The organism is Fretibacterium sp. OH1220_COT-178, assembly GCF_003860125.1.
In the GTDB taxonomy this organism is placed as follows: domain Bacteria; phylum Synergistota; class Synergistia; order Synergistales; family Aminobacteriaceae; genus CAJPSE01.
The window spans coordinates 75726-100953 of sequence record NZ_RQYL01000011.1; the positions used below are offsets into that span (position 1 = coordinate 75726).

20 protein-coding genes are annotated in these 25228 nt (G+C 62.8%); 13 read left to right on the plus strand and 7 right to left on the minus strand.

Annotation, left to right across the window (positions count from 1 at the left end):
• The first annotated feature begins 150 nt into the window (after positions 1-150).
• The 3 genes from EII26_RS06100 to EII26_RS06110 are packed head-to-tail and all read left to right on the plus strand — an operon-like array spanning position 151 to position 4045.
• Positions 151-1098: an AAA family ATPase gene (locus tag EII26_RS06100; RefSeq protein WP_124888261.1), complete on the plus strand. Its 948-nt coding sequence runs from the start codon at positions 151-153 to the stop codon at positions 1096-1098.
• Positions 1098-2042, plus strand: coding sequence for a DUF58 domain-containing protein (locus tag EII26_RS06105; protein WP_124888262.1), 945 nt, complete (start codon positions 1098-1100; stop codon positions 2040-2042). Before EII26_RS06100 ends, EII26_RS06105 begins: the two co-directional genes overlap by 1 nt.
• On the plus strand, positions 2039-4045 hold the full coding sequence (locus EII26_RS06110) for a transglutaminase TgpA family protein (protein ID WP_124888263.1): 2007 nt from the start codon (positions 2039-2041) through the stop codon (positions 4043-4045). Before EII26_RS06105 ends, EII26_RS06110 begins: the two co-directional genes overlap by 4 nt.
• 100 nt (positions 4046-4145) lie before the next feature.
• On the opposite strand, the gene EII26_RS06115 is transcribed toward EII26_RS06110, so the two are convergent.
• Positions 4146-5264, minus strand: coding sequence for a gamma-glutamylcyclotransferase family protein (locus EII26_RS06115; RefSeq protein WP_158612182.1), 1119 nt, complete (start codon positions 5262-5264; stop codon positions 4146-4148).
• A gap of 328 nt (positions 5265-5592) precedes the next feature.
• On the opposite strand from EII26_RS06115, the gene EII26_RS06120 reads away from it, so the two are divergent.
• From EII26_RS06120 to EII26_RS06135, 4 genes are all read left to right on the plus strand, one after another.
• Positions 5593-6108: a DUF5698 domain-containing protein gene (locus EII26_RS06120; RefSeq protein ID WP_233572632.1), complete on the plus strand. Its 516-nt coding sequence runs from the start codon at positions 5593-5595 to the stop codon at positions 6106-6108.
• Between the two features lie 245 nt (positions 6109-6353).
• Positions 6354-8060: a sensor domain-containing diguanylate cyclase gene (locus tag EII26_RS06125; protein ID WP_158612183.1), complete on the plus strand. Its 1707-nt coding sequence runs from the start codon at positions 6354-6356 to the stop codon at positions 8058-8060.
• 15 nt (positions 8061-8075) lie between these two features.
• The gene (locus tag EII26_RS06130) at positions 8076-8729 is read left to right on the plus strand and encodes a deoxynucleoside kinase (RefSeq protein ID WP_124888267.1); all 654 of its coding nucleotides are present in this window, start codon (positions 8076-8078) and stop codon (positions 8727-8729) included.
• A gap of 38 nt (positions 8730-8767) precedes the next feature.
• The gene (locus tag EII26_RS06135; RefSeq protein WP_124888268.1) at positions 8768-10147 is read left to right on the plus strand and encodes an NAD(P)/FAD-dependent oxidoreductase; all 1380 of its coding nucleotides are present in this window, start codon (positions 8768-8770) and stop codon (positions 10145-10147) included.
• Between the two features lie 89 nt (positions 10148-10236).
• On the opposite strand, the gene EII26_RS06140 is transcribed toward EII26_RS06135, so the two are convergent.
• Entirely contained in the window at positions 10237-10620 is a 384-nt protein-coding gene (locus tag EII26_RS06140; protein WP_124888269.1) for a hypothetical protein, read from the minus strand.
• 232 nt (positions 10621-10852) lie between these two features.
• On the opposite strand from EII26_RS06140, the gene EII26_RS06145 reads away from it, so the two are divergent.
• The 3 genes from EII26_RS06145 (at position 10853) to EII26_RS06155 (ending at position 14557) form a co-directional block, all read left to right on the plus strand.
• Complete coding sequence (locus EII26_RS06145; RefSeq protein WP_124888270.1) at positions 10853-11746, plus strand: hypothetical protein; 894 nt, start codon at positions 10853-10855, stop codon at positions 11744-11746.
• An 83-nt stretch (positions 11747-11829) separates the two neighbouring features.
• A complete protein-coding gene (locus EII26_RS06150) occupies positions 11830-12723 on the plus strand; it encodes a hypothetical protein (RefSeq protein ID WP_124888271.1) in 894 nt (297 codons plus the stop codon).
• Between the two features lie 160 nt (positions 12724-12883).
• Entirely contained in the window at positions 12884-14557 is a 1674-nt protein-coding gene (locus EII26_RS06155) for a formate--tetrahydrofolate ligase (RefSeq protein ID WP_199735087.1), read from the plus strand.
• 108 nt (positions 14558-14665) lie between these two features.
• Here the strand turns inward: EII26_RS06155 and EII26_RS06160 are convergent, their stop codons facing one another.
• From EII26_RS06160 to EII26_RS06170, 3 genes are all read right to left on the minus strand, one after another.
• Positions 14666-15415 (minus strand): hypothetical protein, encoded by a 750-nt coding sequence (locus EII26_RS06160; protein ID WP_124888273.1) that lies wholly within the window; start codon positions 15413-15415, stop codon positions 14666-14668.
• Positions 15416-15454: 39 nt separating this feature from the next.
• Positions 15455-16672, minus strand: coding sequence for an SPFH domain-containing protein (locus EII26_RS06165; protein ID WP_124888274.1), 1218 nt, complete (start codon positions 16670-16672; stop codon positions 15455-15457).
• Positions 16673-16751: 79 nt separating this feature from the next.
• Positions 16752-17342 (minus strand): DUF4234 domain-containing protein, encoded by a 591-nt coding sequence (locus EII26_RS06170; protein WP_124888275.1) that lies wholly within the window; start codon positions 17340-17342, stop codon positions 16752-16754.
• Positions 17343-17741: 399 nt separating this feature from the next.
• On the opposite strand from EII26_RS06170, the gene EII26_RS06175 reads away from it, so the two are divergent.
• Positions 17742-19118 (plus strand): hypothetical protein, encoded by a 1377-nt coding sequence (locus EII26_RS06175; protein WP_124888276.1) that lies wholly within the window; start codon positions 17742-17744, stop codon positions 19116-19118.
• Between the two features lie 53 nt (positions 19119-19171).
• Here the strand turns inward: EII26_RS06175 and EII26_RS06180 are convergent, their stop codons facing one another.
• Complete coding sequence (locus EII26_RS06180; RefSeq protein WP_124888277.1) at positions 19172-21049, minus strand: sensor domain-containing protein; 1878 nt, start codon at positions 21047-21049, stop codon at positions 19172-19174.
• Positions 21050-21060: 11 nt separating this feature from the next.
• Complete coding sequence (locus tag EII26_RS06185) at positions 21061-22422, minus strand: hypothetical protein (protein ID WP_124888278.1); 1362 nt, start codon at positions 22420-22422, stop codon at positions 21061-21063.
• A gap of 238 nt (positions 22423-22660) precedes the next feature.
• Between EII26_RS06185 and EII26_RS06190 the strand changes: the two genes are divergently transcribed.
• Both EII26_RS06190 and EII26_RS06195 read left to right on the plus strand, forming a co-directional pair.
• On the plus strand, positions 22661-23866 hold the full coding sequence (locus tag EII26_RS06190; RefSeq protein WP_124888279.1) for a coenzyme F420-0:L-glutamate ligase: 1206 nt from the start codon (positions 22661-22663) through the stop codon (positions 23864-23866).
• 67 nt (positions 23867-23933) lie between these two features.
• Entirely contained in the window at positions 23934-25130 is a 1197-nt protein-coding gene (locus EII26_RS06195) for a CapA family protein (protein ID WP_124888280.1), read from the plus strand.
• Positions 25131-25228: the final 98 nt, after the last annotated feature.

Genomic DNA, 25228 nt, shown 5'->3' on the forward strand with positions numbered 1-25228 from the left:
GCTTCCGTTCTCGAGGATGCTCCGGGGGCCGAAAGTTTGTTATCATCTTTTTTACGGGATTGTCGTCGTCTTCCGGTCGTCCCGGCTGAGGAGGGCCGCACCGCGGCTCTTCCGGAAAAGGAGATTCGCATTTTCGCAGGAGGTCTTTCGATGAACGATCGCGGGCACACCTTCGATGTGGCCAACCCCAAAGTGGCGGGGGCCCTCAGGCATCTTTCCTTTTTGCTGCACGGCAAGGAGGCCGTCCTGATACGGCTTCTGGCCTGCGTCTTCGCAGGAGGCCATCTCCTGCTGGAGGACCTTCCGGGCCTGGGCAAGACGACCCTGGCCCTGGCCGCGGCACGACTGCTGGGTCTGCGCTTCGGCCGGGTGCAGTGCACCAACGACCTCCTCCCGACCGACGTCACGGGGCTGAGCGTCTACAAGGCGGAGACGGGGCAGTTCGAGTTCCATCCGGGCCCGGTGTTCAACAACCTGCTGCTGGTGGACGAGATCAATCGGGCCACCCCCAAGACCCAGAGCGCCCTGCTGGAGGCGATGGGCGAGGAGCAGGTCACCGTGGACGGGAGGAGCTATGCCCTGCCGCGCCCCTTCTTCGTCGTCGCGACGCAGAATCCCGTGGAGCACGCGGGGACCTTCCCGCTCCCCGAATCCCAGATGGACCGTTTCATGATCAAGGCGTCGATCGGCTACCCCTCCCGGGATGCGGAACGGCGGATCCTGAGGCTGGGACCCCAGAAGGAGGATTTGTTCGCCTTTCCCGCGCTCTTCTCGGCCGAGGAGATCGCCGACCTGCAGGGCAGGATCGAGCGCGATGTGAGGGTCGACGACCGGATTCTGGATTACGTTCTGGATCTTGCGGAGAGGACGCGGGACCAGCCGATGCTGGAGGGGGGGATCTCCCCGCGCGGCGCCATGATGGTCCTGCGGGTGGCTCGGGCTCTGGCCTGGATGCGCGGGCGCGACTACGTGGTTCCCGAGGACGTCCGTTTTCTGGCCCCCGAGGTCTTGGCGCATCGCCTTCAGCCGGCGCGGGGGACGACGTCGTCCCGCGAGGATATCCTGCAGGCGATCCTGGACACGGTGCCCATCCCCTGATGCGGACTTCTCCGGTGATCCGGGTCCGCCCTTCGGGCGGGGTCTATATCCTCCTGACCGTCGCCCTGGGAGTGGTCTCCGTCAACAGTGGGAACAACCTGCTCTATCTCGTGACGGCCCTGCTGTTGGGCTATATGGCGGCCTCGGGGATCGCCGGCCGCCGCAACGTGATGGGGGCCGAGGTCTGGACGGAGATGCCCGACGAGATCTATGCGGGCCGTGCCTTCAGGGTTGTGGTCAAGGTCCGGAATCGGCGCCGTTTCGCATCGCTGCATCTCATCGAGGTGCTCCTGCGCAGCGGACGGGGGACGGAGGTGCGGGAGGGGCCCCGTGCTTTTTTCGGGCTCGTCCCGCCCGGGGAGGTCCTGGCCCGCAGCGTGTGGATGAGCCTGCCCCGCCGGGGGCGGGAAGCCGTCGGGCTCGAGCTCTCGTCCGCGTACCCCTTCGACTTCTTCGTCCGTTGGGGGAAGGAGCCTTCGGAGGCGGAGGTGCTGGTCTTTCCCGAACCCCTTTACAGGCGCGGGGAGGACGGCAGCGGCGGTGAGGATGGAGAACCCCGAGGGGAGGAGAGGGGCAGGAGATTTTCGGTCGAGACCACGGATGTCGCAGGCATACGCCCCTATCGGACGGGCGACCCCGTGAGCCGCATTCACTGGAAGGTCTCCGCCCGTACGGGGACCTTGAGCACCCGTATCTTCGAAGGGCCGCCTCCGCCGTCCGGTCGGATGATCGATCTCGATGCCCTGGTGGCCGCTCAGGGTGTGGAGCGCGGGCTCTCCCTTGCGGCCGGAAGGCTCCTCGAGTCGGGGCGGGAGGGCGTGCCCCTCGGGATGAAGGACCGTGGAACCGTGATTCCCCCGGCCTCGGGGTGGGGCTTTCGCCTCGGCCTCCTCAAACGGCTGGCCCTCTACGAGTTCGGAAGGCCCGAGGGGGACTTGAGATGAGGCCTTCGCTTCGAGCCGGCGTCGAGGGGCCGGCTGTACGTACGGTGTCGGTGGAGGCTGTCCTCGATGCGGTGGTCTGCGGCTGCGGCTGCCTGTGTCTTTTGATGGTGTGGGACGGGATAGGCTGGGGGACCGCTTCGGTCTTTGCCCTCGCCCTTATGGCGGTGGTCCTGGTCCGGGTTTTGGACCTGCCGCGCCCGCCTGCCGTCCTGTCGCTCGGGGGGGTCGTGCTTCTGCTCGTCCTCGTCCTTTCCCGGGTGAGCCGGCGGTATATGGCGGAGCCCTTTCTCGAGGCCGTCCTGCTTCTTTTCCTCTTTCGCGTATTGGACCGTAAGTCCTCCAGGGATTACGTCCAGATCGCGCTCCTCACCCTGGTTGCCCTCGTGGTCTACGCCCTTCTGTCCGTGGAGAAGCTCTTTCTGCTCGCCGCCCTAGGAACGGGATACTGCGCCTCCCTGATCCTGATGCTGGCCGCCTGGCAGAGACGGGAGGCGGATGCCAGGCTCTCCCTCGCCGATGCGGGCCGCCTTCTTCGCCGTGCCCTCGGGATATTCGCCATGATGCTTCCCCTGTGCCTGGCGCTTTTCTTTCTGGCGCCGCGGGTGCGGAACCCCATTCTCCGTCCCCTGGCCGGAGGGGGCGCCGTGGCTTCGACGGGCTTTTCCGAGCGGCTGCGCCTGGGGGAGGTCGGAACGATTCAGGGAAGCGACCGGCTTTCGTTCCGGGCCGAGACCGAGGAGCTCCCCCCGGATCGACTCTATTGGCGGGGTGCGGTGCTCTCCTACTTTACCGGCGTCGGCTGGGAGGTGGACCTGAGGGCGCGCGGCGAGGGCTGGGGACATCCGGATGCGAATACGCCGCAGGTGCGACAGAAAATCATCCTCGAACCGGGGAGACACCGCTGGCTCTTCGCCCTGGACCGGCCGCTCGCGACTCGGGGAGGAGGCGCCACCGGCCTGGGGAATGGAACCTTCTGGAGGCACGGCACTGGAGAGGCGCTCCGTTACGAGGCCGTCTCCGTCCTCTCGCCGCTCCCGGGAACGCTCTCCGATTCGGCCGAGTCGGTCTTTCTTGAGCTTCCCAGGGGTTATGCCCCGGCCTTGAAGGAGCTGACCCGGGAATTGATCCGGGGAATCCCGGACGGGAGGGGGCGGATGGACGCGATAGCGTCCCACTTCAGGGGGGGCGGCTATCTATGGTCTTTGGAGGGGCTGGTGCTGGGTGAGGACGCACTGGAGCGGTTCGTCCTCGACGTCAGGCGCGGCAATTGCGAGTACTTTGCCTCTGCCGCCGGGGTGATGCTGCGCATGGCGGGGGTGCCCGCCCGCCTGGTCGCGGGGTATCGAGGGGGTCACTACAACCGGTCCGGCGGGTACTACGCCGTTCGGGAGCGGCAGGCCCATGTATGGGTGGAGGCCTGGGACCGGGATGCAAGGACCTGGGTCCGTATCGACCCCACCCCTGCGGGCTCCGCGGAAGGGGCGGGAGAAACGGGGATCCTGGGGGGCTGGTGGGATTTTTGGGACTACCTGGATTATCAGTGGAACAGCAGATTTGTTGGGTACAATGCCCGGACGCAGAGCGAGTGGGCGTCGTTCCTGAGGGACCTGCTGCGGAACCCGCGTGCCTCCCTGCGGGCGCCCTCGGGGGGACTTGGGGGCTTGAGAAGCGTCCTGGTCGGGGGGGCGCTTTGGCTTGTGTTGCCCCTGAGCGGCCTGTGGCTCATCGGGACCTTTTTGCGTCGCCGGCGTCGGGATCCGTGCCGCGTGCTTCTGGAACGTTTCGATCGCGCGATGCGAAAGCATGGAGCGGACCGGCGCAACGCCGAGGGACTGGAGGAGTTTGTCTCCCGGTTGAACGGGCCGCTTCGGCGGCTGGCCGAGCAATTCGTCTCGGATTTCGAGGAGGTGTGGTACGGCGGCAGGCCGCTGGACCCGGAGCTCCGGGAGCGTCTGGAACGCCGGCTTGCGGACCTGGGAAGGCTGAAACGCGACGAACATTGAGGGGACCGGTCCTTCTTTCCGGTCCCCTTGATGCTCCTTTGCTCGACGGAATGCCCCTGGGGTTCCCGGAAAGGCAGGAGGGCAGGGGCAGCAGTTGTGCTCAGTCCCGTTTCGGGAGATCCGCCTTCGAAGCCTCCTCCAGGGCCTCCTCCAGAGTGGACGGGTCGAAGCCGAGGTAGTCGTAGTTCTTGCGGATGAGCTGTTCGTACCTCTGGGTCGGTCGTCCCAGAGGGTTGGTCTCCGGCAGGAGAAAGACGATCGCCTTGATCATGGTCCCCTGATAGCTGACGTTGATGTCGTGCTTTTGGTAGCAGTGAGGGACGCCCTCGTAGAGCTCGAGAGCCTGCATGTCCTTTCGCGTCAGGGCCCAGAGGACGGCGGGGGTCCGCGCCCCTTGCCGGCGGTCCATGGTCGCATAGTGGCTGCTTCGGGACTTTCTGAACGAGAGGCGATAGTCCTCGACCTCGGTCGTTCCCAGAAGGACGGCGTCCTCGCAGCGCCTCTTCATCTGCTCCAGGTTCATGTTCGTGTCGTAGGACAGGAAAAACAGGCGCGCGGAGTCCGGAGAATGCGGCATGCGCCCCACGAAATCCGAGTGGCGTTCCCGCACCTCCCGGGAGAGCTGGCCGGCGATCTCGGCGTCCTTGTAGGAGATCGTCCAGAAATTGGCCTCCAGTTTGGTGCTCAGCAGGCGACGGACGGCTCCCAGCCAGAAGTCGGAGAACTCCGAACAGAACTTCGGGTAGGTCATGAGAAATTCGTAGATGCCGCAACGGTGGTATATTCCGTAGACATCCAGAAATCCGGGTTCGAAGCCCTGGGGATTTTCCTCCCGGTGCCACCGGGTCACGGCTTGAAGGCCGCTCAGAAGGGAGTCGTAATACCCCTTGTCCAGAAGCCGGCTCTGCTCCTTCATCAAAAGATGTATCAGGATCGCCGTGGCCAGACAGGTCGGACGATAGGCGAGCTCAAACTGGCGATCCTTGGGCATGTCCTTCACGTCGTACAACGACCAGAGACCATCGTTCCCCTTACCTTCCGGTGAGGGGGCAGCCTGTTCCAGCAGGAGCCTTTGTATCAGGCTCTCCTCCTCGGCGGCATTCAGACGGTCCGAGACGCAGTCCTCATAAGAAAGCTCGAGCGAGCGTATGACCGCGTAGCACTTTGCCGCGTCGGCCTCGGCGTTCTCGAATCTGCGGAACACAAGTTCGTTCCTCACGGTGGGGGTCTCCTCTCCAAATTTTACATCCGCACTTCGAAATCGAAAGTAAAAAGCGCGTGGAGGAGGCGAATCGCGCCGCCCAATAGGCCTCACCTTCAAGGGAAAACGCCCATGAGTGCAAGGAGTGCTCTTTCGAATGCTGATGAGTTCGTAAGAATGTATCATACAGCATAAATGTGATTGTGAGAATAAGCATTGCGCGGTAAATGCGCAAACCTCGGTTTGTTCCCTAAAAAGCCGTTACGACGGGGAGAAGTTTATGCTAAGATGAGGCCTGCGTCGGAGGGCTTTTCAGCGCGTCGGTTTTCTGAAGGGAGTGGCGTTGGTGGAGGTTCTGGGGCTTTTGGCGATTTTCTGTGCCCGTGTTCTGGACGTCAGCTGCCAGACGACCCGCATTCTGTTCCTGGTCAAGGGACAACGCTTCATCGCGGCCTGCATCGGCTTTTTTGAGGTCATGATCTACATGCTGGTCCTTGGATATCTCCTGGGAGGGGGCAGATCCCTTTCCTTTGTCGAACTGCTTTTCTACTGCGGCGGGTTCGCGGCGGGCAATTATGTGGGGTCCTGGCTTGAAGAAAAGCTGATGAACACCTTTATCCTTGTCGAGGTGATCATGGAGGACGGAGAACGTGCACGCCAGGCCATCGAGGCGGTTCGAAATCGGGGGCTGGGCGCCACGGTGGTTCAGGGAATGGGGCGCGGCGGCCCTCGCCTGCTCGTCGAAATCTTTTGCAGGCGGCACGATGTTCAGGCGGTCCAGGCTCTTTTTGCCGACGAGGGGTTCGTCACGATATCCGACGTCAAGCGATGCACCGGAGGGTGGTTCCCCAAACGGCTCTGAATTGAAGGACTTTTGCTTGGAAAACACTCTCTGGGGGAGCCCGTGTCGAATTTGTGTGGAGGGCGTGGAGTCCTCCAAAAAGTGAGCTTTTCAGCCGCGGCCTTTGCCGCGGAGGGCCGCCGTCGAGGTGAGGAGATCGTCCCGCCGACGGTCCTGGGGGGAAAGGAATGTTGTCCATGCAGGATAGGATGCCAGGCCCGATAACCCGTCGTTGGTCTCTTGAGGAGGAGAACAGGTCCCTTTATATGCGCACGGTCGAGCTCGAGCGCAGGCTGATGCGCTTCGAGCGGGAGGAGAAGGCCTTCCGCGAGATCGAGCGCAGCTATCTGGATCTGATGGACAGCGAGGTCTTTTTGCTTCTCCTGCTCGACGTGCAGGGGGGCGTTCTGGCCGCCAACCGTTGTGCGGAGAGGTTCTGGCAATTGGCCTCGCGGGATGGGGGGGCGGCAGCGCTCGGGTCGATGTGTGCCTTTGCCGATGCGGAGAAGCTGGACTCCCTGCTTCGGCAGGCGGCGCGTGAAAGAGTTCGTGCCCGTCTGTCCCTGCTGCGTGCGAACGGCTCCCAGGTATGGGTGGAGGCGGAGCTCTCCCCCTCGCTTTTTCGTGGGGGCGACGCGATTCAATTGATCGGAGTCGACGTGACCGAAAAGGTCGAGGCGGCTCGGCCGCAGGGAGCGAGAGACTGGGGACGGGTGCTGGATGCATGTCCCGGGCTCCTGTGCTGTGTCCTCGATGCCCAGGGCAGGCTGATTTACGTTTCCCGCGGCTACCGGGCCGCGGCCAAGCGCTTTCTGGGGCACGACTGTGTCGTGGGGGCGCCCTATCCGCCCGAGGCCAATTCGGCGGACCGCTCCCTTCATGACCTGCTCGCGTCCGCGCTGCTTGGAGGGATGGGCGGCATCGAACTGCGCGAACGGCACGAGGAGGGCGATCGCTTTTGGGAGATGCTCGCCTCCCCCCTGCGGTCGGAGGAGGGCGAGGTCGCCGGAGCCGTTTTGCGCATGTCCCCCATCTCCGGGAAGCGGCCTGTCCCCGTCAACGATCCCGCCTTGGCGGAGGCCTCATCGGAGGTGTCGGACAAGGGGGCTTTTGACGGTGCGGCCATGCTGGATGCGGTCTCCGACATGCTGCTCGTTGCGGATCTGCAGGGAAATTGTCTTGCGGTGAACGAGAGTTTTTCCGCTTCCCTGAACCTCGATCCCACGGCGTTGCTGGGCAAGCCCCTGACGGATCTGCCCCTGGCGAACGATCCTCAGAACGCCGATTTTTCCGGTCGATTGAGGGAGTTGCTGAACGCCCGTTCGGGCGGTTTCGAGATCCGGGTCGGCACGAGCGGGGGAGAGCTGGTTTGGCTGGATGTCCGGGGGAGGCCCGTGGACTGGAACGGCTCCGCGGCCGTGCTCCTGACCTGCACGGACGTCACCCTGCTTCGCCGCACTCAGGAACAGCTGCGCCGGGTTGCCGTTACGGACCGCACGACGGGTTTGCTCAATCGTCAGGGGATGGAGCGGGTCCTGGTCACGGAGCTCGAACGTGCCGCCCGTTACCGGGGTTCGCTTTGTCTCATCATCATGGATATCGATGGTTTTCGCCGCCTCAACGAATTCCGTGGGTATGAGGCCTGCGACCGGGCGCTCAAGACCTTGATGAAGGCGCTGAAGAATATTTTGCGTCCTACGGATTTCCTGGGGCGCTGGGGCGGGGACGAATTCATGGTCCTGACGCCCCAGACGTCGGGGCCCGCCTGCCTGCTGGCGGATGCGCTTCGGGACACGGCCCGAAACGGCGTTTTCGACCGGGAGGACTCCATATCCCTGAGCGTCGGTGTGGCCGAGTTCAGCAGGGAGATGGACGTTTCATCCTTTGTGGGGGCGGCCTACGATGCAATGACCGCGGCGAAGAAGGATGGGGGCGACCGCACCGTCCTGGCCGGCGGAGCGGACAGACGATAGGGAGGATGGGCTGAATTGGGACAAATCCAGATCATAGTCGAGGGAATGACCGCGAGCGGCAAGTCGACGGTCGTTAATCTGCTTTCGGAGCGGCTCGGATTCAAGGTCATGCCGGAGGAATTTCGTGATCAGCACGATCTGTTGAGCCGCTTCCATCACGACCGCAAATGGGCTTTTCCCATGCAGCTCAATTTTCTGGTCACGCGTTTCGCTCAGTACCTCTGCGCCTCCGAGGAGGATCATTACATTCTGGACCGCAGCGTCTTCGGGGACAAGGTCTACGCGACGCTCTACTACAAGCAGGGGTATTTCAGGGACAGCCAGTTCGGGTGCTATCTGACGCTCTACGATTCCCTGCTCCGGTACACGAAGGCCCCGAGGCTTCTGATCCTCGTGCACTGTCCCTTCGAGGAGATCATGCGTCGGATTCACGCCCGGGGCCGCGAGGACGAGATTGCGGCGGGCGAGGAGTATTGGCGGATGCTCTACAACGCCTACGCGCCCTTCATCGACTTCGTCAAGATGGAGATGGACATTCCGAACTTCCTGGTGCTGGACCTCTCCGATCCCAATTTCATCCACACTCCGGAGCGGGTGGATCGTTTTCTGGACGAGGTCCGCTCCTTTTTTCCCGATCGGTTCGGAGGGGAGACGGGCACAGGGCGCTGACGGGCATTCATCCTTGGTCCGGAAGGAGAGTGGAGGCCATGAAGTACGACGTCGCCATCGTCGGGGCGGGGCCAGCGGGGGTGTTTGCCGCTGCCGAGCTGGTGAAGAACGGCAAAAGGGTCCTGATTGCGGACAAGGGCAAACTGATCCGTGAGCGCAAGTGTCCCATCGTCGGGGGCCTGGTTCGCAGCTGCGTCAACTGTGCCTCGTGCGCCATCGTCTCGGGCTGGGGCGGGGCGGGCTCGGCCTCGGACGGCAAGCTGACGCTCACCACGGGCTTCGGCGGCAACCTGGAGGAGTACATTGGCCGGGATGCCCTGATGGAGATGATCGGCTACGTCGACGACCGCTTCGTGAAGTTCGGAGCGGACCCCCACTGCTACGAGGCGAGCGGGGATGTCGCCCGGGAGACCATACGGCGCGGGGCCCGGGTGGGGTTGAGGGTCCTGCCGGCCCGCATCCGGCACATCGGGACGGACGCCTCGCGGGAGGTCCTGGACAACATGTACGAGGACCTGCGTCGGGGCTGCGAGATTCGTATGAGCGCACCGGTGGAGGACCTTCTGATCGAGAGCGGCCGCGCGGTCGGAATTCGTTTCGAGGACGGCTCGGTAGAGCACGCCGAGAGCGTTCTGGCGGTTCCGGGGCGCGAGGGGGCCCCTTGGCTGGAGCAGATCATCGGCCGCCTGAAGCTGCCCATCGCTTCGATGCCCGTGGACATCGGGGTGCGCGTGGAGGTGCCCGACAGCGTCTGTGAGAGCCTGACCCGGGAGTTTTACGAGGTGAAATGCCTATACAACACCCCCACCTTCGACGACCGCTGCCGGACCTTCTGCATGAATCCCTCGGGGTTCGTGGTGCACGAGTACAACCAGTCGCACAACCTCGTGACGGTCAACGGGCATAGCCTCAAAAACCGCAAATCCAGCAACACCAACTTTGCGATCCTGGTCACGAAGAATTTTACGGAGCCCTTCAACGACCCGATCGGCTACGCCACCCACGTCGCCAAGCTGGCGAACATGCTGGCGGGCGGGGGAATCCTGGTGCAGCGCCTCGCGGATCTGAGGGACGGACGCCGCTCCACCCAGTCCCGCATCGATCGGGGGATGGTGGAGCCGACCGTGGCCGCGGAGCCGGGGGATCTGAGCCTCGTTCTGCCGCATCGCTATGTGACGGATATCGTGGAGTTCCTGGACGCCCTCAACGAGATCATGCCCGGGGTGAGCCACGGGGACACCCTTCTCTACGGGGTCGAGATCAAGCTGTATTCCCTGAGGCTCGAGCTGTCGAAGGGGCTGTCCGTCCCGTCGGTCGAGGGGCTATGGATGGCCGGCGACGGGGCCGGGGTCAGCCGCGGGATTATCCAGGCGGCTGCCAGCGGCGTGGTCGCGGCGAGGGATATTTGTGCGCATTGAAATGAGGCCGCACGAGCCTTCAATACGAGCAAAGCAAGCGAGGACGCCCGATCGGCGTCCTCGCTTGTAAAATTGAACAAAACCTGAGTTCAGGACCGTCGCAGAGCGTCCTCTCGGTCCCGCCGTTTCAGGGCGGCGGCGTTGAGCCATTGGGAGCGGCGGGCGTTCTCAAGAGCCCGCTCCGCCAGGAGCTCCGTCTGCATCTCGCGGTTGTAGCGGTTTCGGCGGGCGATGGCGTCCTTTCGGATTCGGGCCTTGTTGAGTTCCTGAGACTTCTTCACCATCTCGGCATGACGGTCCCACATCCGAAAAGTCGTCCTGGAGATGGACTCCTTTGCGTCCCGAACCTTTTCCAGTGCCCCGTCCCGACCGCGCGGTCCTTCGGCTGAACCGGGACGTCCGGCGGCCCTGTCGATAAGCCGGACATCCAATACGCCCGCGGCGTCGTTCGGATTGTTGCCGATCTTCAGCATGAGGCGGCTCCTCCTCGTATTCTTCGATACCGATCATACGGTTGTCGACGATTATAGCATGAAAGACTCCGATTTCGTTTGAAAGTGAGTATCGGGGCAGGGGGAAATATTTCGGCCTCCTGATATAATCGAAGAACGACGCACTGCGGCGTTTCGAATGTCCTCTTGCGCTGTGGGGGGAGCGAAGCGCCCAAAGTCCTTTGTTTGGTCGATGGAGGCGTGATCCGAGATCATGACATGGAGGAACGGGAAGGGCTGTTCTCTTGCCGCCGCGATGGTGGCGATTCTGTTCGTGTCCGGCGGCCGGTCGGATGCCCAGTCGTTGTTCGTGCCGGGCGGAGGCTGTGCGCCGGGAGTGTCGACGGGGTGCCGTATCGCTGGCAACGCCGTCTTTGCGGCGTATCAGAAGGCCTATGCCATGAATTTCGAGGTGTGGCGTCCCGAGGGCATGCCTGGAGGATGGTACGCCACCTTCGATGGGTTTCCCGTGGCTCAGATCGCTCCGAACCGGTGGGTATACGGCCGGACGGGCGGCGATGGATGTCTCGTGCCGACCTGCGTACTGGTGGGGTCCGTCGTGCCCGCGAACGTCCCGGAACTGGCCCGGGTGGCGGCCACCTGGGTCTGCAACGACTTTATCCGGAGCCGGGAGTTTAGGATGATTCTGGAATACGGATGCGACCACATGGGCATTCTGGAGGATCCCCTGGTCCGAACGGTCATTGCCTGGCGTTCTGGCAGGCCTGGCGTCTGGGTTTGGCTGGCCGATCGCTGGGGCCGGGTCTCCCCTTCCGGAGGTCAGCACACCTGGGAGGCCCTCGGAAAGAAACGTCCTTGGATTGCGGAGCGCCTGAGGGAGAGGGACTGTTTCTGGGTGTGCGGGGACGCTTGGGATCTGGCCGATCTGGCCCGTACCTGGGGGCTTGTCTGGCATGGAGACGTTCCTATGCGCCTCCTGTCCTCGTACCGCCAGGACGAGGGGGGGAGGGGCGGACGAGGGGGAGGCTTTCACCCGGCTCCGACCCCGCCTTCGTCGGACAACCCCGGAGGACAGTGGGATGTCGGCGAGGGCTCGGATCGTACGTCCCCGGGCGGCGGCGGAGGCTGGGATACGGGCGGGAAATAGAGGCGGCGGGGCGGGCTCGGCTGCCGTGAGCGGGTGCCGCCGAACCCGAGTCCGAAGGGAAGTTTTTGTTGGAGGTTCTTGATATGGACGCAAGAGAAATGAGCATCGAAGAGCTTCTGGATAGCGCTTACGAGTCCGAGGATATGGCCGAGGTGGAGGAACTGGTGCGGCAGGCGCTGGAGCTGGATCCGGAGAACCCGGAGGTCCTTTTGCTTCAGGCGGACCTGACCGAGGACGACGAGGTGCGGCTGCCGATCCTTCTTCACGCCCTGGAGAACGCCCGCGGCGTTCTGGAGGGCGAGGGCGTCCCGGAGGAGGCGTTTGCCGAGGACGAGCTCGGCAACGTCTATCTCGCGCTCTTGCAGCGGACGGCCTTCACCCACTTCTCCCTCGAGGACGACGAACGGGCCCTGGAGAGCGTCCGGGAGCTGCTGCGTCACGATCTGGAGGATCAGGGGTCCGTCAAGAGCCTGTATTACAGGATTTTGATCGAGAAGCAAGATTGGGCGGGCATCCTTCGCGAGACGCTGCAGGACGAGGATCGTCAGCTGGGGTGGGCCTATGCGAGGCTGGCCGCGTCCTTCATGCTGGCCGGGGAGGGCAAGGGAGGGCTTGATGGAGCCGCCACGATGTTCTGGGATGCTCTGGCGATGGCCCCCAACGTTCCCTTCTACATGCTGGGTTATTTCCCCGATCCGGTGGACGACTCGGAGGAAGAGGAGGAGGACTTTCACTTCAGCCTTCTCTTCTCGGACGTCTGGTCCCTCTCCCACAACCTGCTCAATTGGTTTTCCAGAGGGGTCATCCTCTTCGGTCTGCTCTCCGGCCGCTTCGGAGAGGAGAGCGAGGATATGCTGGAGATCCTGGATTCTTTGGGGGGCCGGCACGAGTATGAGCGGATGGAGGCGTTGCCGGACGAGGGCGACGACGCCACTTTGATCGAGGCCCTTGCGGCCAATCGCTGCCTGGCGAAGTAAGGCTGCGCTCCGAAGGAGGCCGGGTGTCGGGGGAGATGCGGCGGACGGATGCCAATGGCTGCGATTGAACGGATCGAAGGATCCGGGTCCCTGTGGAATGGCACTTTGGCGAAACTTTGACCGTTTTGACTAAATATCATATAGAATGGAGTGTTGCATGATGACGGTACCGAGCGATATCGAGATTGCGCAGTCGGCGAAGATGCGTCCCATAGTGGAGATCGCGAAGAAGCTGGGGATTGCCGAGGACGATCTTGAGTTCTACGGCAAGTACAAGGCCAAGGTGCAGCCCCAGGTCCTCAGGAATCTCAAGGACAGACCGAACGGAAAGCTCGTCCTCGTGACGGCGATCACTCCGACTCCAGCGGGCGAGGGCAAGACCACGACCAGCGTGGGATTGACCGACGGCCTGAGCAAGATCGGCAAGAAGGTCTGCGTCGCCCTGCGCGAGCCCTCCCTGGGGCCCAGCTTCGGGGTCAAGGGAGGAGCGGCGGGCGGAGGCTATGCCCAGGTCGTCCCCATGGAGGACATCAACCTCCACTTCACGGGCGACCTCCACGCCATCACCACCGCCCATAATCTCTGTGCCGCGATGCTGGACAACCACATGCAACAGGGCAACGAGCTGAATATCGATCCCCGCCGCGTCGTGTTCCGTCGCGCGATGGACCTGAACGAGCGTGCGCTGCGCAAGGTCATCATCGGCCTCGGAGGACGCACCGAGGGGGTTCCGCGAGAGAGCGGGTTCGACATCACGGTCGCCTCGGAGGTCATGGCGATCCTCTGTCTTTCCATGGACCTGATGGACCTCAAGGACCGCCTCTCCAGGATCGTTCTGGCCTACACCTACGAGGGCAAACCCGTCACCGTGGCGGACATCGGGGCGGCCGGATCCATGGCGGCCCTCCTGAAGGAGGCCATCAAACCCAACCTGGTCCAGACCCTGGAGGGTTCCCCCGCCTTCATCCACGGCGGCCCCTTCGCCAACATCGCCCATGGATGCAACAGCGTTCAGGCTACGCGCCTGGGGCTGAAGCTCGCCGACTATCTCGTCACCGAGGCGGGGTTTGGCGCGGACCTCGGAGCCGAAAAGTTTCTCGACATCAAGTGCCGTATGGCGGACCTCAAGCCGGATGCGGTCGTCGTCGTCGCGACGGTGCGCGCGCTCAAGATGCACGGCGGCAAGAAGAAGACGGAGCTGACCGGCGAGGACCTGAAGGCCCTCGAAGCGGGGATCCCCAACCTCCAGAAGCACATCGAGAACGTCAAGAAGTTCGGGCTTCCCGTTGTCGTGGCGATCAACCGCTTCCCGCTGGACACCGAGGCCGAGCTGGCCCTGGTGGAGAAGAAGTGCGCGGAGCTCGGGGCCTCCTTTGCGCTCTCCGAGGTGTGGGCCAAGGGGGGCGAGGGCGGGGTCGAGCTGGCCAAAAAGGTTGTCGAGGCCTGTGAGAAGCCCTCCGAGTTCAAGTTCATCTACAAGGCGGAGATGACGCCCAAGGAGAAGATGGAGGCCATCGCCAGGGAGATCTACGGTGCCGACGGCGTCGATTTCACCCCTCAGGCGGAGAAGGACCTCGAGCTCATCCATCAGTTGGGCAAGGACGACCTTCTGATCTGCATGGCCAAGACCCAGTATTCCTTCTCCGACGATGCGACGAAGGTCGGTCGTCCAAAGGACTTCCGTATCACGGTGCGTGAGGTGCGCCTCTCCGCGGGGGCGGGGTTCATGGTGGCCGTGACGGGGGCGATCATGACCATGCCGGGGTTGCCGAAGAAGCCGGCAGCGCTCTCGATCGATGTGGATGAGAACGGAAAGATAACGGGCCTGTTCTAGCCTCTCTTCGGTTTGCCGACGGTGCGTCACGATAAAGGCGGTCTCCCGGAAAATTCGGGAGACCGCCTCGCTGTCCGTCTGGAGCCCAGTCCGTTTGAAGAATTCGGATCACTTCGATCGCAGAACCGCCTCGTTTCGAACGCTCAGAGCACGATCCGCCCTGACGCAGGCCCGGAGGACGGTCTCCCATCTTGCGTCGCGGCTCTCGGCGGAGGAGGCGAGCATCATGCCGACCTCCTCTTCCAGGTTTTCAAGCGCCTGCTTCAGGGCGTTCTCCGTCTCCTGGGGAGCGGCGCTGGGATCGGCGTAGAGGAGGGATTCCGACAACTTGAAGAGAGGGGTCAGCCGCTCTCTTTCCCCGGAGAGCACGTTCTGAAGATCCTCGGCCATGTTCCTGACGCGAGAGGACGCCTGGACCAGGTTCTGACGGCCCTGCTGATGTTCCTTTCGGTCCGAGCCGCTCAGCTTGAGCATCGCCATGTTGGTGAGAAGGAGCGGGACGAGGAAAACGGCCAATCCTGCGATGTGAATGAGGAAATAGGTCTTGACCCCGAAACCGACCCGGGCGTTTACGAAAGCCGCGACGACGACGAAGATGAAGTAGAGCACGAGCAGGTAGATGTGAGAAAACCCGTGCGGGATCTCCCTGCCCGAGTTGCTTCGAATGACGATCCGCGAGGCGAAAAGGGTGCCCAGCAGGGCGGCGAACGCCACGAACCCCATCGACATCCAGAAGGTCGTCCCTCGGGCTTCGGGGGTGGTCAGGAACCAGACGGTCACTCCTGTGATCACGGCCACCAGCATCAGGAGGAGAAAGAGGTTGAAGATCTGCCTGGCTTTGTTGGTCGCTTTGCTCATATCGATTCCCTTCCTTTCACGGTTTCGATTGCGGCCTTGTCATGCCTGTGAGGTACTGCCCCGGGTGCTTTTGCCGCATTGGGAACAAAACGCCGCGTCCGGGGCGAGAGGGGCGCCGCACGCACATGTCCTGCCGATCGGCTTGCCGCACTTGAAGCAGAAGCGCGAGTCCTCGGCCACCTCCGCTCCGCAGTGCGGGCAGCCGGGCTTCGCCGACAGCGACGCTCCGCATGAGGGGCAGAAACGTCCATCGGCTCCGCAGGACTTGCCGCACTTCGGACAGGGGCGGGAGGAGGTCTCCGGGCTGGAGGGCGTCGGCTGGGGCTGCGGGGAGTTCAAAAATTGCCCCATCTGGGAGGCCATCTGGCCGAAGGCTCCGCCCATTCCAAGTCCTGCGCCGAGGCCCATGCCGGCCCCGAGCAGGGGATTGCCCCCTCCGTCGCCTCCGCTCCCGCCCGAGGCCTGAGCCATCTGCTCCATGGCGTCGAAGGAGCGTTTCTGCTGATAGTTGAATCCCATCAGGTTCATACGCGCCCGCTCGCTCATGGCCTTTTTGAGGTCGAGCACGGCGTCGTCGTCGTCCGGAACGTTGACGGAACCGATAAAGAAGTTGGCGGGTTCGATCCCGAACTCCTCGAACACCGGGCGAACCGCATCCACGGCTTCGTCGGACATGTCCCGAAGGTAGGCGCTGATGTCGAAGATGTTGATCCTCTTCTGGGTCATGTAGGTGGCGATCATATCGCCGATACGGCTCAGCAAAAGGCCGCGGAACGATTCGATCAGCTCCTCCCGGGTGAGCCGGGTGCGGGTTCCGACCAGTTTGAGCAGGAACTTGCGGCTGTCCCGGATGCGGATGCCGAACTGCCCGTAGGCGCGGACGGGGATGGGGATCTGATATTCGGGGTCCCGGAGCAGCAACGGGGAAAGAGTCCCCCATTTGACGTCCAGAACGTTGAGCTTGTTGACGAACCAGATGTGGGCCTTGAAGGGATTTTCTCCGCCGGTCGGCAGATTGATGAGGCGCCTCAGCAGCGGAATGTTGTCCGTGGAGAGCGTATAGCGTCCCGGACCGAAGAGGTCGAGGGCCTGTCCGTCGCGGAAGAGGACGGCCTCCTGGGACTCCTGAACGACCAGTTGGGTCCAGTTGCCGAGGGCGTCGCTCTTCTCCGGATGCTTGCGGTCCACGTAGCGCCACGCGAAGACGTCCGAGGGGTTGAGACCGGAGTCCCATTCGACGATCTGCAGTAAAGCCATTTTCGACTGCTCCTTCCTGAATTGCTTCCAAAATGGGCTCCGGGCGGGGAGCACGTGCTGCGGAGCCGAGGGGCGAATGTCACAGATCGGGATTCAGCAGTTCCATCGAGATCATCTTGTTGACCTGAAACTGAAGGTAGAGAGCGCCGAACAATACCGTCATCAGGCCCGAGGAGGCGATGCTGAGCACGACGACGTTCTTCTCCAGGTACTGCGAGGCGTAGATCTGAAGGATGCTGCGGACCCGAAAGGCCAGCCACAGGGAAAGGACGAAGCTCAGCAGAAAGGCGAGTGAGAAATAGTCGTCGATCGCCTCGGCCGAGAGCCCCAGTCCGAGGCGGACAAAGTCCTGCGGAAGGGAAAACCAACTGACGATAAGGAACGTGTACAGGCAGGCGGCCCACAGAGGGAGTCGGATCTTGTTGGGGGCAAGGCGGTTCAGGGATTTGCTCCGCAGTATGTACCAGATGCAGCTGTAGAAGCCCAGGCTGAAAAAGTAGAGGAACAGGAGCATTCCTCCGGACACGCGTTTCATGGACTTGAGGCCGTCCTTCTTTTCCTGTCTGAGCTTCTCCTCCAGGTTGGCCTTCGCATAGGGGGTGGCAGCGCCGCAGTATTCGCATCGCTCGGCTCTGACGGGCAGGACCGCTCCGCAGTGCATGCAGTTCATCTCTGGATTCTCTCCTCCCAAAATAGCGGAAAGCAACGCTTCCGAACGACATGGAGCAGTGTCGTCCCGGGAAGACGCACGTCTTTCGCGCGCTCTTACCGGGCCATTGTGATTGGAATTTCAGCGGCTGTCAAGGTTGTTTTTTGTCTTTTCAGGGTGGTTTTTTCCGCCCGGTACGCCGTTTGCATCCGTCGCGTCCGTACACCTGCGGTCGGGACGATCGGGGCGGGACTGGAGATTCGCACAGCACGGCGCACGAAAAGTTTTTTGCTGAAAAACGTGTTTTTTTCGCCGTTAGTGAGATACAATGAAAAGCGTGTATCGTGAATGATTGCAGCCCCGACTTTTTTGGGGGGCCAGGAAAAAAATCGTGAGGATACCGAGAAAGGGTGGCGGAAAGTGAAGACGGGTCTCAAGCGGTTTTACGTGTCGTGTGCCCAAAAGCTCCTGAGCGTGGCTCTGTGCCTGTCCTTCCTTGCGGGGGGCGTCGTGCTGGCTCCTTTGACGGCCTCCGCGTCGGAGGACAAGGTTGGCATGGTCAGCAAGGGAGCGGAGAATGCGGAGAAAAAGGTCGCGGGGAAGAAGGCCAAAAAGAGGGTCGTTCGCGTTCGTAAGGTGTCGGCCAGGAAGGCGCCCCGCGGCTCCCGGGTTCGTATTTTCGCGGGGGGCAACGGCTCCGCCAAGAGGCCCTGGACCATCCGTACGGCCGCCCAGCTGCGCGCCTTCGCCCAGTCGGTCAACAAGGGCAACTCCTATGCCGGCAAGCGCATTCGTCTGACATCGGACATCGATCTGAGCGGGGCGGTCTGGTCGCCGATCGGTTTTCACAAGGAGGGTACGGCATCGCGTCCCTTTAAGGGAATCTTCGACGGAAACGGACGCACGGTCTACGGGCTGCGGGTGTCCAGCCCCGCCAGCGGGGCTGCGGGGCTGTTCGGTGCCCTGGATGGTGCTTCCGTCCTCAATCTCAACATCGACGAGGCCTCCGTATCCGGAGGGACGGAGGCTGGGGCCTTGGCCGGTTTCGCCTTCAAGTCCGAGGTCAGAAACTGCGTCGCCTCCGGGCAGGTCTCCGGTGGCGACGGGGTGGGAGGGCTGATCGGGAGTGCTGCGAAGAGCCGTTTCGATCGCTTGTCCTTCTCCGGAACGGTGACGGCCTCGGGCTCGAACGCGGGAGGGGCGGTGGGCTTGATGGCCGAGACGGTCCTCTCCAGGGTCTCCGTTCGAGGCAAGGTCCAGGGCAAGGACGGCGTTGGAGGAATGGCGGGAGGCATAATTGCCGGAGAGCTGCGCGATTCGGAGGGCATTCTGCTCGCCGTTGAGGGAAACAAGAATGTGGGGGGGCTGGTCGGGTCGATCAATCGGACCGGCGTGCTCCGCAAGGTCGTCTTCGACGGAGAGGTCTCCGGGAAGGAGAACACCGGCGGCCTCGTGGGCTGGGTGGAGTCCGGGGTCCTGACGGATTGTGACGTTGCCGGCGCCGTTTTGGGCTGGGAGCGGACGGGAGGGGTCTCCGGCGTCTGGAGCGACGGGACCGCGAGGCGCTGCGTCGTCCGGGCCTTTGTCAGCGGGACGGCCGGGGTGGGTGGCTTCTCCGGAAGGATGAGCAAGGGAATCGCGGATCGATGCGAGATGCAGGGCGACGTCGAGGGCGGGGACGCGGTCGGCGGCCTGGTGGGCAGCATGGGATCCGGGAAGCTCGAGAAGTGCGCGGTCTTTGGAGGCGTGCGGGGAGTTCTGGCCTCGGGACGGGAGATAGGCAAGTCCATGCACTGAAGCAATGACCGAAGAAGTAAATGAAGGAGGGGCTCCCGCTCGGAGCCCCTCCTTCATTTCTGGGGCGAAAGAAGGCTTTCGAAGGCGACGGCATCCTTGAGAAGGCTTTCGGCCTCGTTCAGGGGGACGGGCTGGGAGAAGAAGTACCCCTGGCCCTGGACGTCGAAATCGGACAGCCAAAGGACCTGGTCCTCGTTTTCTATGCCCTCGGCCACGATTTTCAGGCTCAGCGTATGCGCCATGTCGATGATGGTCTTGACCATCCCCGGGGTCTTGGGGGATGTGAAAAGCTGATCCATGAAGGACTTGTCTATCTTGATGCAGTCGATGGGAAGCTGATTGATGTACTGCAGCGAGGAGTAGCCCGTGCCGAAGTCGTCCAGGGCGATGCGGACCTTCAGGCGCTTGATCGCTTCCAACTGAGCGCTCGCCATGTCCAGGTTGTCGATCAGCATGCTCTCGGTCACCTCCAGGACGAAGTTGTCCGGGGGCAGCGAGGCATTGCTCATCTCGGATTCGATGAAAGGGGCGAAGCCGAAGTCCCGGAGCGATGCTCCCGAGACATTGGCGCTGATGAAGAAAGGGGTCCCATTTGCCTTTTCGGAGAGGCTGCGCAGGGTCTCTATGGCCCGGGAGATAATCTGCCGATCGATGTCCGCGATCAGGCCGGACTCCTCCGCTGCCGCGATGAAGGCCGCGGGGGAGAGGATTCCCCGGGAGGGATGGTGCCATCGGACCAGGGTCTCGAACCCCGCCAGTCTCCTGGTGGAGAGCTGGTAGATGGGCTGGAAGTAGGGAACGAAGTGCGAAAGGGTGAGGGAGTTCTGGATCTCCGCAGTCAGGGTGAGCAGGTTGGTCCTGTTGCCCGCCTGCATCCTTCGCTTCTCCGGGGAGGTCGATTCGAAGTGGATGGTGCCGAACCCCTGTTTTTTCGCCTCGGCAACGGCATCCGAGAGCCGGGCCAGAAGCTGGGCGGAGGAAACGTCCTCGGCAATATCCAGGATGGCGGCGATGCTGGCGCTGGGGAACAGGTTGTCCCCCTCCATCGATATGGGCATGGTGATCAGCCTTTGCAGCCTTGTCAGCAGGGATTCCATGTATTCCCTGGAATTGGTTCCGTGGATGATGGCGGCGAACTCGTCCCCGCCGATGCGAAAGATGGTGGCGAACCCTCCAAGAATGGTTTTGATTCGTTCCACGACCTCCAGAAGGACCTTGTCGGCCTCCCGGGACCCGATCTGCTCATTGACCAGTTTGAAGCGGTCCATGTCGGCGAGGATTACGCTGAAGAGGTAGCCGCCGGAGTCCAGGAACTTGCGAATCTCCCTGTCGAGCTCGTCCAGAAAGGAATTCCTGTTGGGAAGTCCCGTCAGCGGGTCGAAATAGGCCATCTGCCGAAGACGTTTTTCCATCGCGTCGCGCTCGGTCATGTCGTAAAGCGTCGACAGCGTCAGAGAGCGTCCTCCCGAGACGAGCTGCGTCCTGAAACATCGGACGGGGACGGGGAGTCCTTTGTTTCGAATCAGGGACGCTTCGCAGGTCAGGGCATTGCCTGCGATGGTGCAGGCATGGATCTTGCCGTCGAGGGAGACGGCGGTCGTTGACCCGTTCCGCTGCTCCGTATCGAAGAGGGACGATTCCTCCATGTCCAGCAGAGAATCCTCGGGCGCTCGCCCGCAGAGGGCGAGGAGGGCCTTGTTGTGAAAGAGGATTTTGCCGTGCTCGTCGCTCAGCAGAAGGGGAACCGGTATCCGGTCGAGCAGCTCCTCGCGGGAATCCAGGAGGCCGTTGATGGCGTCGACAAGGCCCTTACAGTCCCTCTCGCCCTCCGGGGTGCAGGAAAGACGCTCGCCCGGGCGCCAGGATCGGGCCAGGGACGACAAAGCGTCCTTAAGAGCGTGCAGGGATGCGGCACTTTCTTGGAGCGGCATAAGGGTGCAGCCTAGCTCAGGCGGTTGAACTTACGAATCTCGTAACCCGCAAATTGGGATACGATGCGGAGCGCCGCCAATTGGGATTCGGTCAGTGGCGTATTGGATTTCGAGGCGAGGGCGACAAACCCCTCGACACGGTCTCCATCACAGAGGGGGAAAAGATAATCCATCTGTCCAAGGGCCCTCCAAGGACATTCTCCCAGTCCCCATGAGTTGAACAGCTCATGGGCCGGGGTTTTGTTCAGGTCGAAGAAGGGCCGTGAGGGACACCTCGCAGGGTGCGGTGCAGGCATCGATGCGCTCTCGGGAGGAGCCTTGATCCCCTCGGTGCGGTGCTCGACCAGGCTATATCCCTTGAGCCCACCGTTCCAGGCGGCCAGGAGGCATTCCGGCACCTGCCCCAGTTCCATGAAGATATCCATGACCAACGAGAGGAAACGGCCGTGGTCCTCCTCGCTGCGCAGGGCGCTCAGCACGTTGGAGAGGGAGAGGATGGTGAAGTCGCCGGAGGAGACCTGCGATGCGGCCAGCAGGTTCTTCGAGCGGAGGCTGTTGATGGACAGGGCCCGGACCGCGAGGCTCCCCAGGAGCTCCAGAAAGTTGAGCATCTCGCTGTCCGGGAGGTAATTCCATTCCATGACGCAGAAGAGCCTGAGCTCCGCCTCGGTGATGGGGAGCACGACCTCGTAGGGGGCGGCCTCCCTGCGCGTCAGCACCGGGGTGGGGGGAAGAAGGGGCTGGGCGTAGATTCCCTCTCGGGGAGGGACGGCCGCCGAATCGCCTTCCAACGGAATGAGCCGATGCCCATCGTCCTGCAGAATGGCGATGGAGTGCGGGAACAGGCTCTCGCGCAGGACGTCCGACACGAAGGCCGCGTAGTATTCGAGCGGCATGGGCTCGAAGATGGAGGCCAGGGTATTCTTAGTGGCCAGGATCATGTAGGAAAGGCGGGAGAGCTTGCTTTCGTTGTCATTGGTCTTCTGAAAACTCTGACAAAGCCTTATCAGGCCCGCAAAAGGCCTCAGCTCGGACAGCAGCGCCTCGTCCGCGCGCTCCTTCAGAAGGATATAGATCTCCCAGTGCGGTCCTCTCATGCGCAGGGCCCAGGGCCATTCTCCCTCGATCCGTTCCTGTTCCATCTCGCAGGGGGAGATGGCGGGACGGGAGGAAAAAGAAGCGGCCAGGCGCAGGCTTTCTCCCGGCAATATGAGCTGCGTCGGACGGGTCCCCGTGGCGTCCAGGATGTGGAGGTCCGCCCCCCGGGGCTCCAGGACGATAGCCGAGGAGACCGTGGTGGCCAGAAAATCGGTCAGCAGTTTCAAGGCTCCGCCGGACAAGACAAAATCCATCTTTTCGTAAAGGTCGTTCACGAGCTGTTCACCTCCGGCCAAAGTCGCACCCGACCGACAGCGGGGGGCGCGCGGCAAAACAAACGCACGTTTGCAATCCCTTCGTTGTCCGGGGGCGCCGTCACCGGCTGTCCTTCGATGCCGTCTTCCGCCCTTGAAATAGACAACGGATTCACCACATCGTATTTTAGCCTCTTTTTGTTGTAAAATCGACACGACTTGGAGTGCATGTCGATTTTTATGGAGGTCACCCAAAAAAATGGCAAAAACGACGTTTCGTAAAGTGGGCGTGGAAGTGCATGGGATTCGCATGCCCGTGATCCGGAGGGGAGACGATCTGGTGCGGATGGTGGCGGAGCACCTCATAGCGGCCTCCGCGTCGGAATACGCGCCCTTCGCACTGAGGGACCGTGATGTCGTCGGCGTAACGGAGTCCCTGGTTGCGAGAGCTCAGGGCAATATCGTCTCTTTGGACGATATTGCCGCGGATGTCATGGATAAGCTTCCGGAGGGGGACGTGGCCGTGGCCTTCCCCATCCTCAGCCGCAATCGCTTCATGCCCCTGCTCGACGGGATCGTGAGGGGAGTGCGGGGACGGGTCCATCTTGTGCTGTCCTGTCCCGCGGACGAGGTGGGCAACCATCTGATTGACCCTCTGGAGTTCCTCCGGCGCTCTCCGGGCATGCCGGACTGCTTCGGGGAGGCGGAGTACGACGCCCGCTTCGGGCGTTACAGACACCCCTTCACGGGCGTCGACTACGTGGAGCTCTACAAGTCCCTGGCTCCGGACAGGATAGAGCTGCACTTTACGAACAACCCCCTCCATATCCTGGATTTTGCCTCTTGCATCGTGATGGCGAACATTCATCGCCGGCATATCTTTGCCGACCTTCTGAGGGAGAAGGGGGCCGCCGTTTTGACGCTGGACCAGATCTGCACGAAACCCCGGACCGAGGGGGGCGGCTACAATCCCGAGTTTGGGCTTTTGGGGTCCAACTACTCCAGCGAGGGGACCGTCAAGCTCTTTCCTCGGGATGCGGAGCTCTTCGCCCATGCCCTCCAGCAGGAGATCCTTCGCCTGTCCGGCCGAAAGGTCGAGGCGATGGTGTATGGGGACGGCGCCTTCAAGGACCCGGCCTGCGGTATTTGGGAGCTGGCCGATCCCGTGGTCTCCCCCGGCTACACGGAGGGGTTGAGGGGGACGCCCTCCGAGGTCAAGTTCAAGATGATTGCGGACAACGCCAAGGGCGATGCGGAGGAGGCCGTGCGCAGTGCCATCCGTTCGAAACCCTTGGCGAGTGGAAGGGAATCCGGGCTGCCGGAGGAAAAGAACGCCCTCGGCACGACGCCCCGGCGCTATACGGACCTTTTGGGCTCGCTTTGCGACCTGGTCTCCGGAAGCGGCGACCGGGGGACCCCTGTCGTCCACATATCGGGATACTTCGATTCCTATATCGACGAATGATCGCAGCGGCGTCGCCGTTCCGGAGGGTATTCCCCGCCGTCAGGGTTGCGAAGGGAGGATCATTTTGATGAGGCGGTTCCTTTTCACCGTCGTTTCGGTGTTTTGTCTGACCCTTTCATTTTCCGTTCGGGCCTGGGGCTTCCCCCTGCGGGCCCGGGCGCTCTTCGTCGGGGACATCATGGCCCACAGGCAGCAGCTGGCCACGGCGGAGGCCCGGGATGCCGATGGGACGAAATACTGGGACTTCCGCCCGCAGTTCCTGAGGGTGAAACCGCTCCTGGCCGGGGATGCACTCGTTGTCGGAAACCTGGAGACGACCTTTGCCGGCGAGCACCGCGGCTATGCCGGCTACCCGTCGTTCAACACCCCGGACGCCCTTGCCGATGCCCTGACCGATCTCGGAGTCGACCTCGTCACCCTGGCCAACAACCACATCCTCGACAGGGGGGCAGAGGGCGCGCGGAGGACGACCGAGGTGTTGGACCGTGCGGGGTTGCCCTGGACCGGGCTGGGGTTGGACGGCGTGCCCCGGAACGACGCGCTCCTCATGGAGCACGGCGGATTGCGGTGGGCCTTCGTCAACTACTCCTACGGCAGCAATCGGACGCTGTCGTCGAGCGATGTCCAGCTCAACGTCATTTCCGATGCTGCGATATCCGAGGGGTTGGCACGTGCCTGGGCTCTGAGGCCGGATATCGTGGTGGCCTGCTTCCATTGGGGCAACGAATATCAGTTCGTCCCATCGATCCACCAGAAAAAGGCTGCCGAGGCTGCGCTGTCCGGCGGGGCTCACCTGGTCATCGGAACGCATCCTCATGTTTTGCAACCGATGGAGGTACGCATGGACCGTTCCGGATCCGGCCCTGCCGAAGCACGCCTGGTGGCCTGGTCTCTGGGCAACTTCGTCTCCTTTCAGCGGACGCTGCCGAGGGAGCGCAGTTGTGTGCTTGCGATCGACGTCGAGAAGCCGTCAGAACGGGAGGGGGTCCGCCTGGTCCGGGTTTCCGTGGCCCCTACGCGGGTCTCCCTTGTCCCCACGGGGCGTGGGCGTCGTGCCGAGGTGGTCTATGCCGGGACGGGCGGCTCCTTCAATCACTTCGGGCTTTCGCCCTCGGAACGGGAGCGGAACCTGAGTGCGGGGCGAGGCGTCCTGGATTTTTTGGGGGCGTGGGATGAGCCGGACACAAAGGGGTTTTACACGCTGTGGAGCGCCGAGGATCCCCTGCGCCTGCCCGTTCCGAGGCGCAAGTCCCCTAAGGATTGACCGACGCCGCGGCGTCGGTCACACGGCAACTGTGCCGTGCGCCGACGTAAGCGATCGACACGGCATTTTGGGCCTGCGGCCCAAAAGAGCCGGTCTGA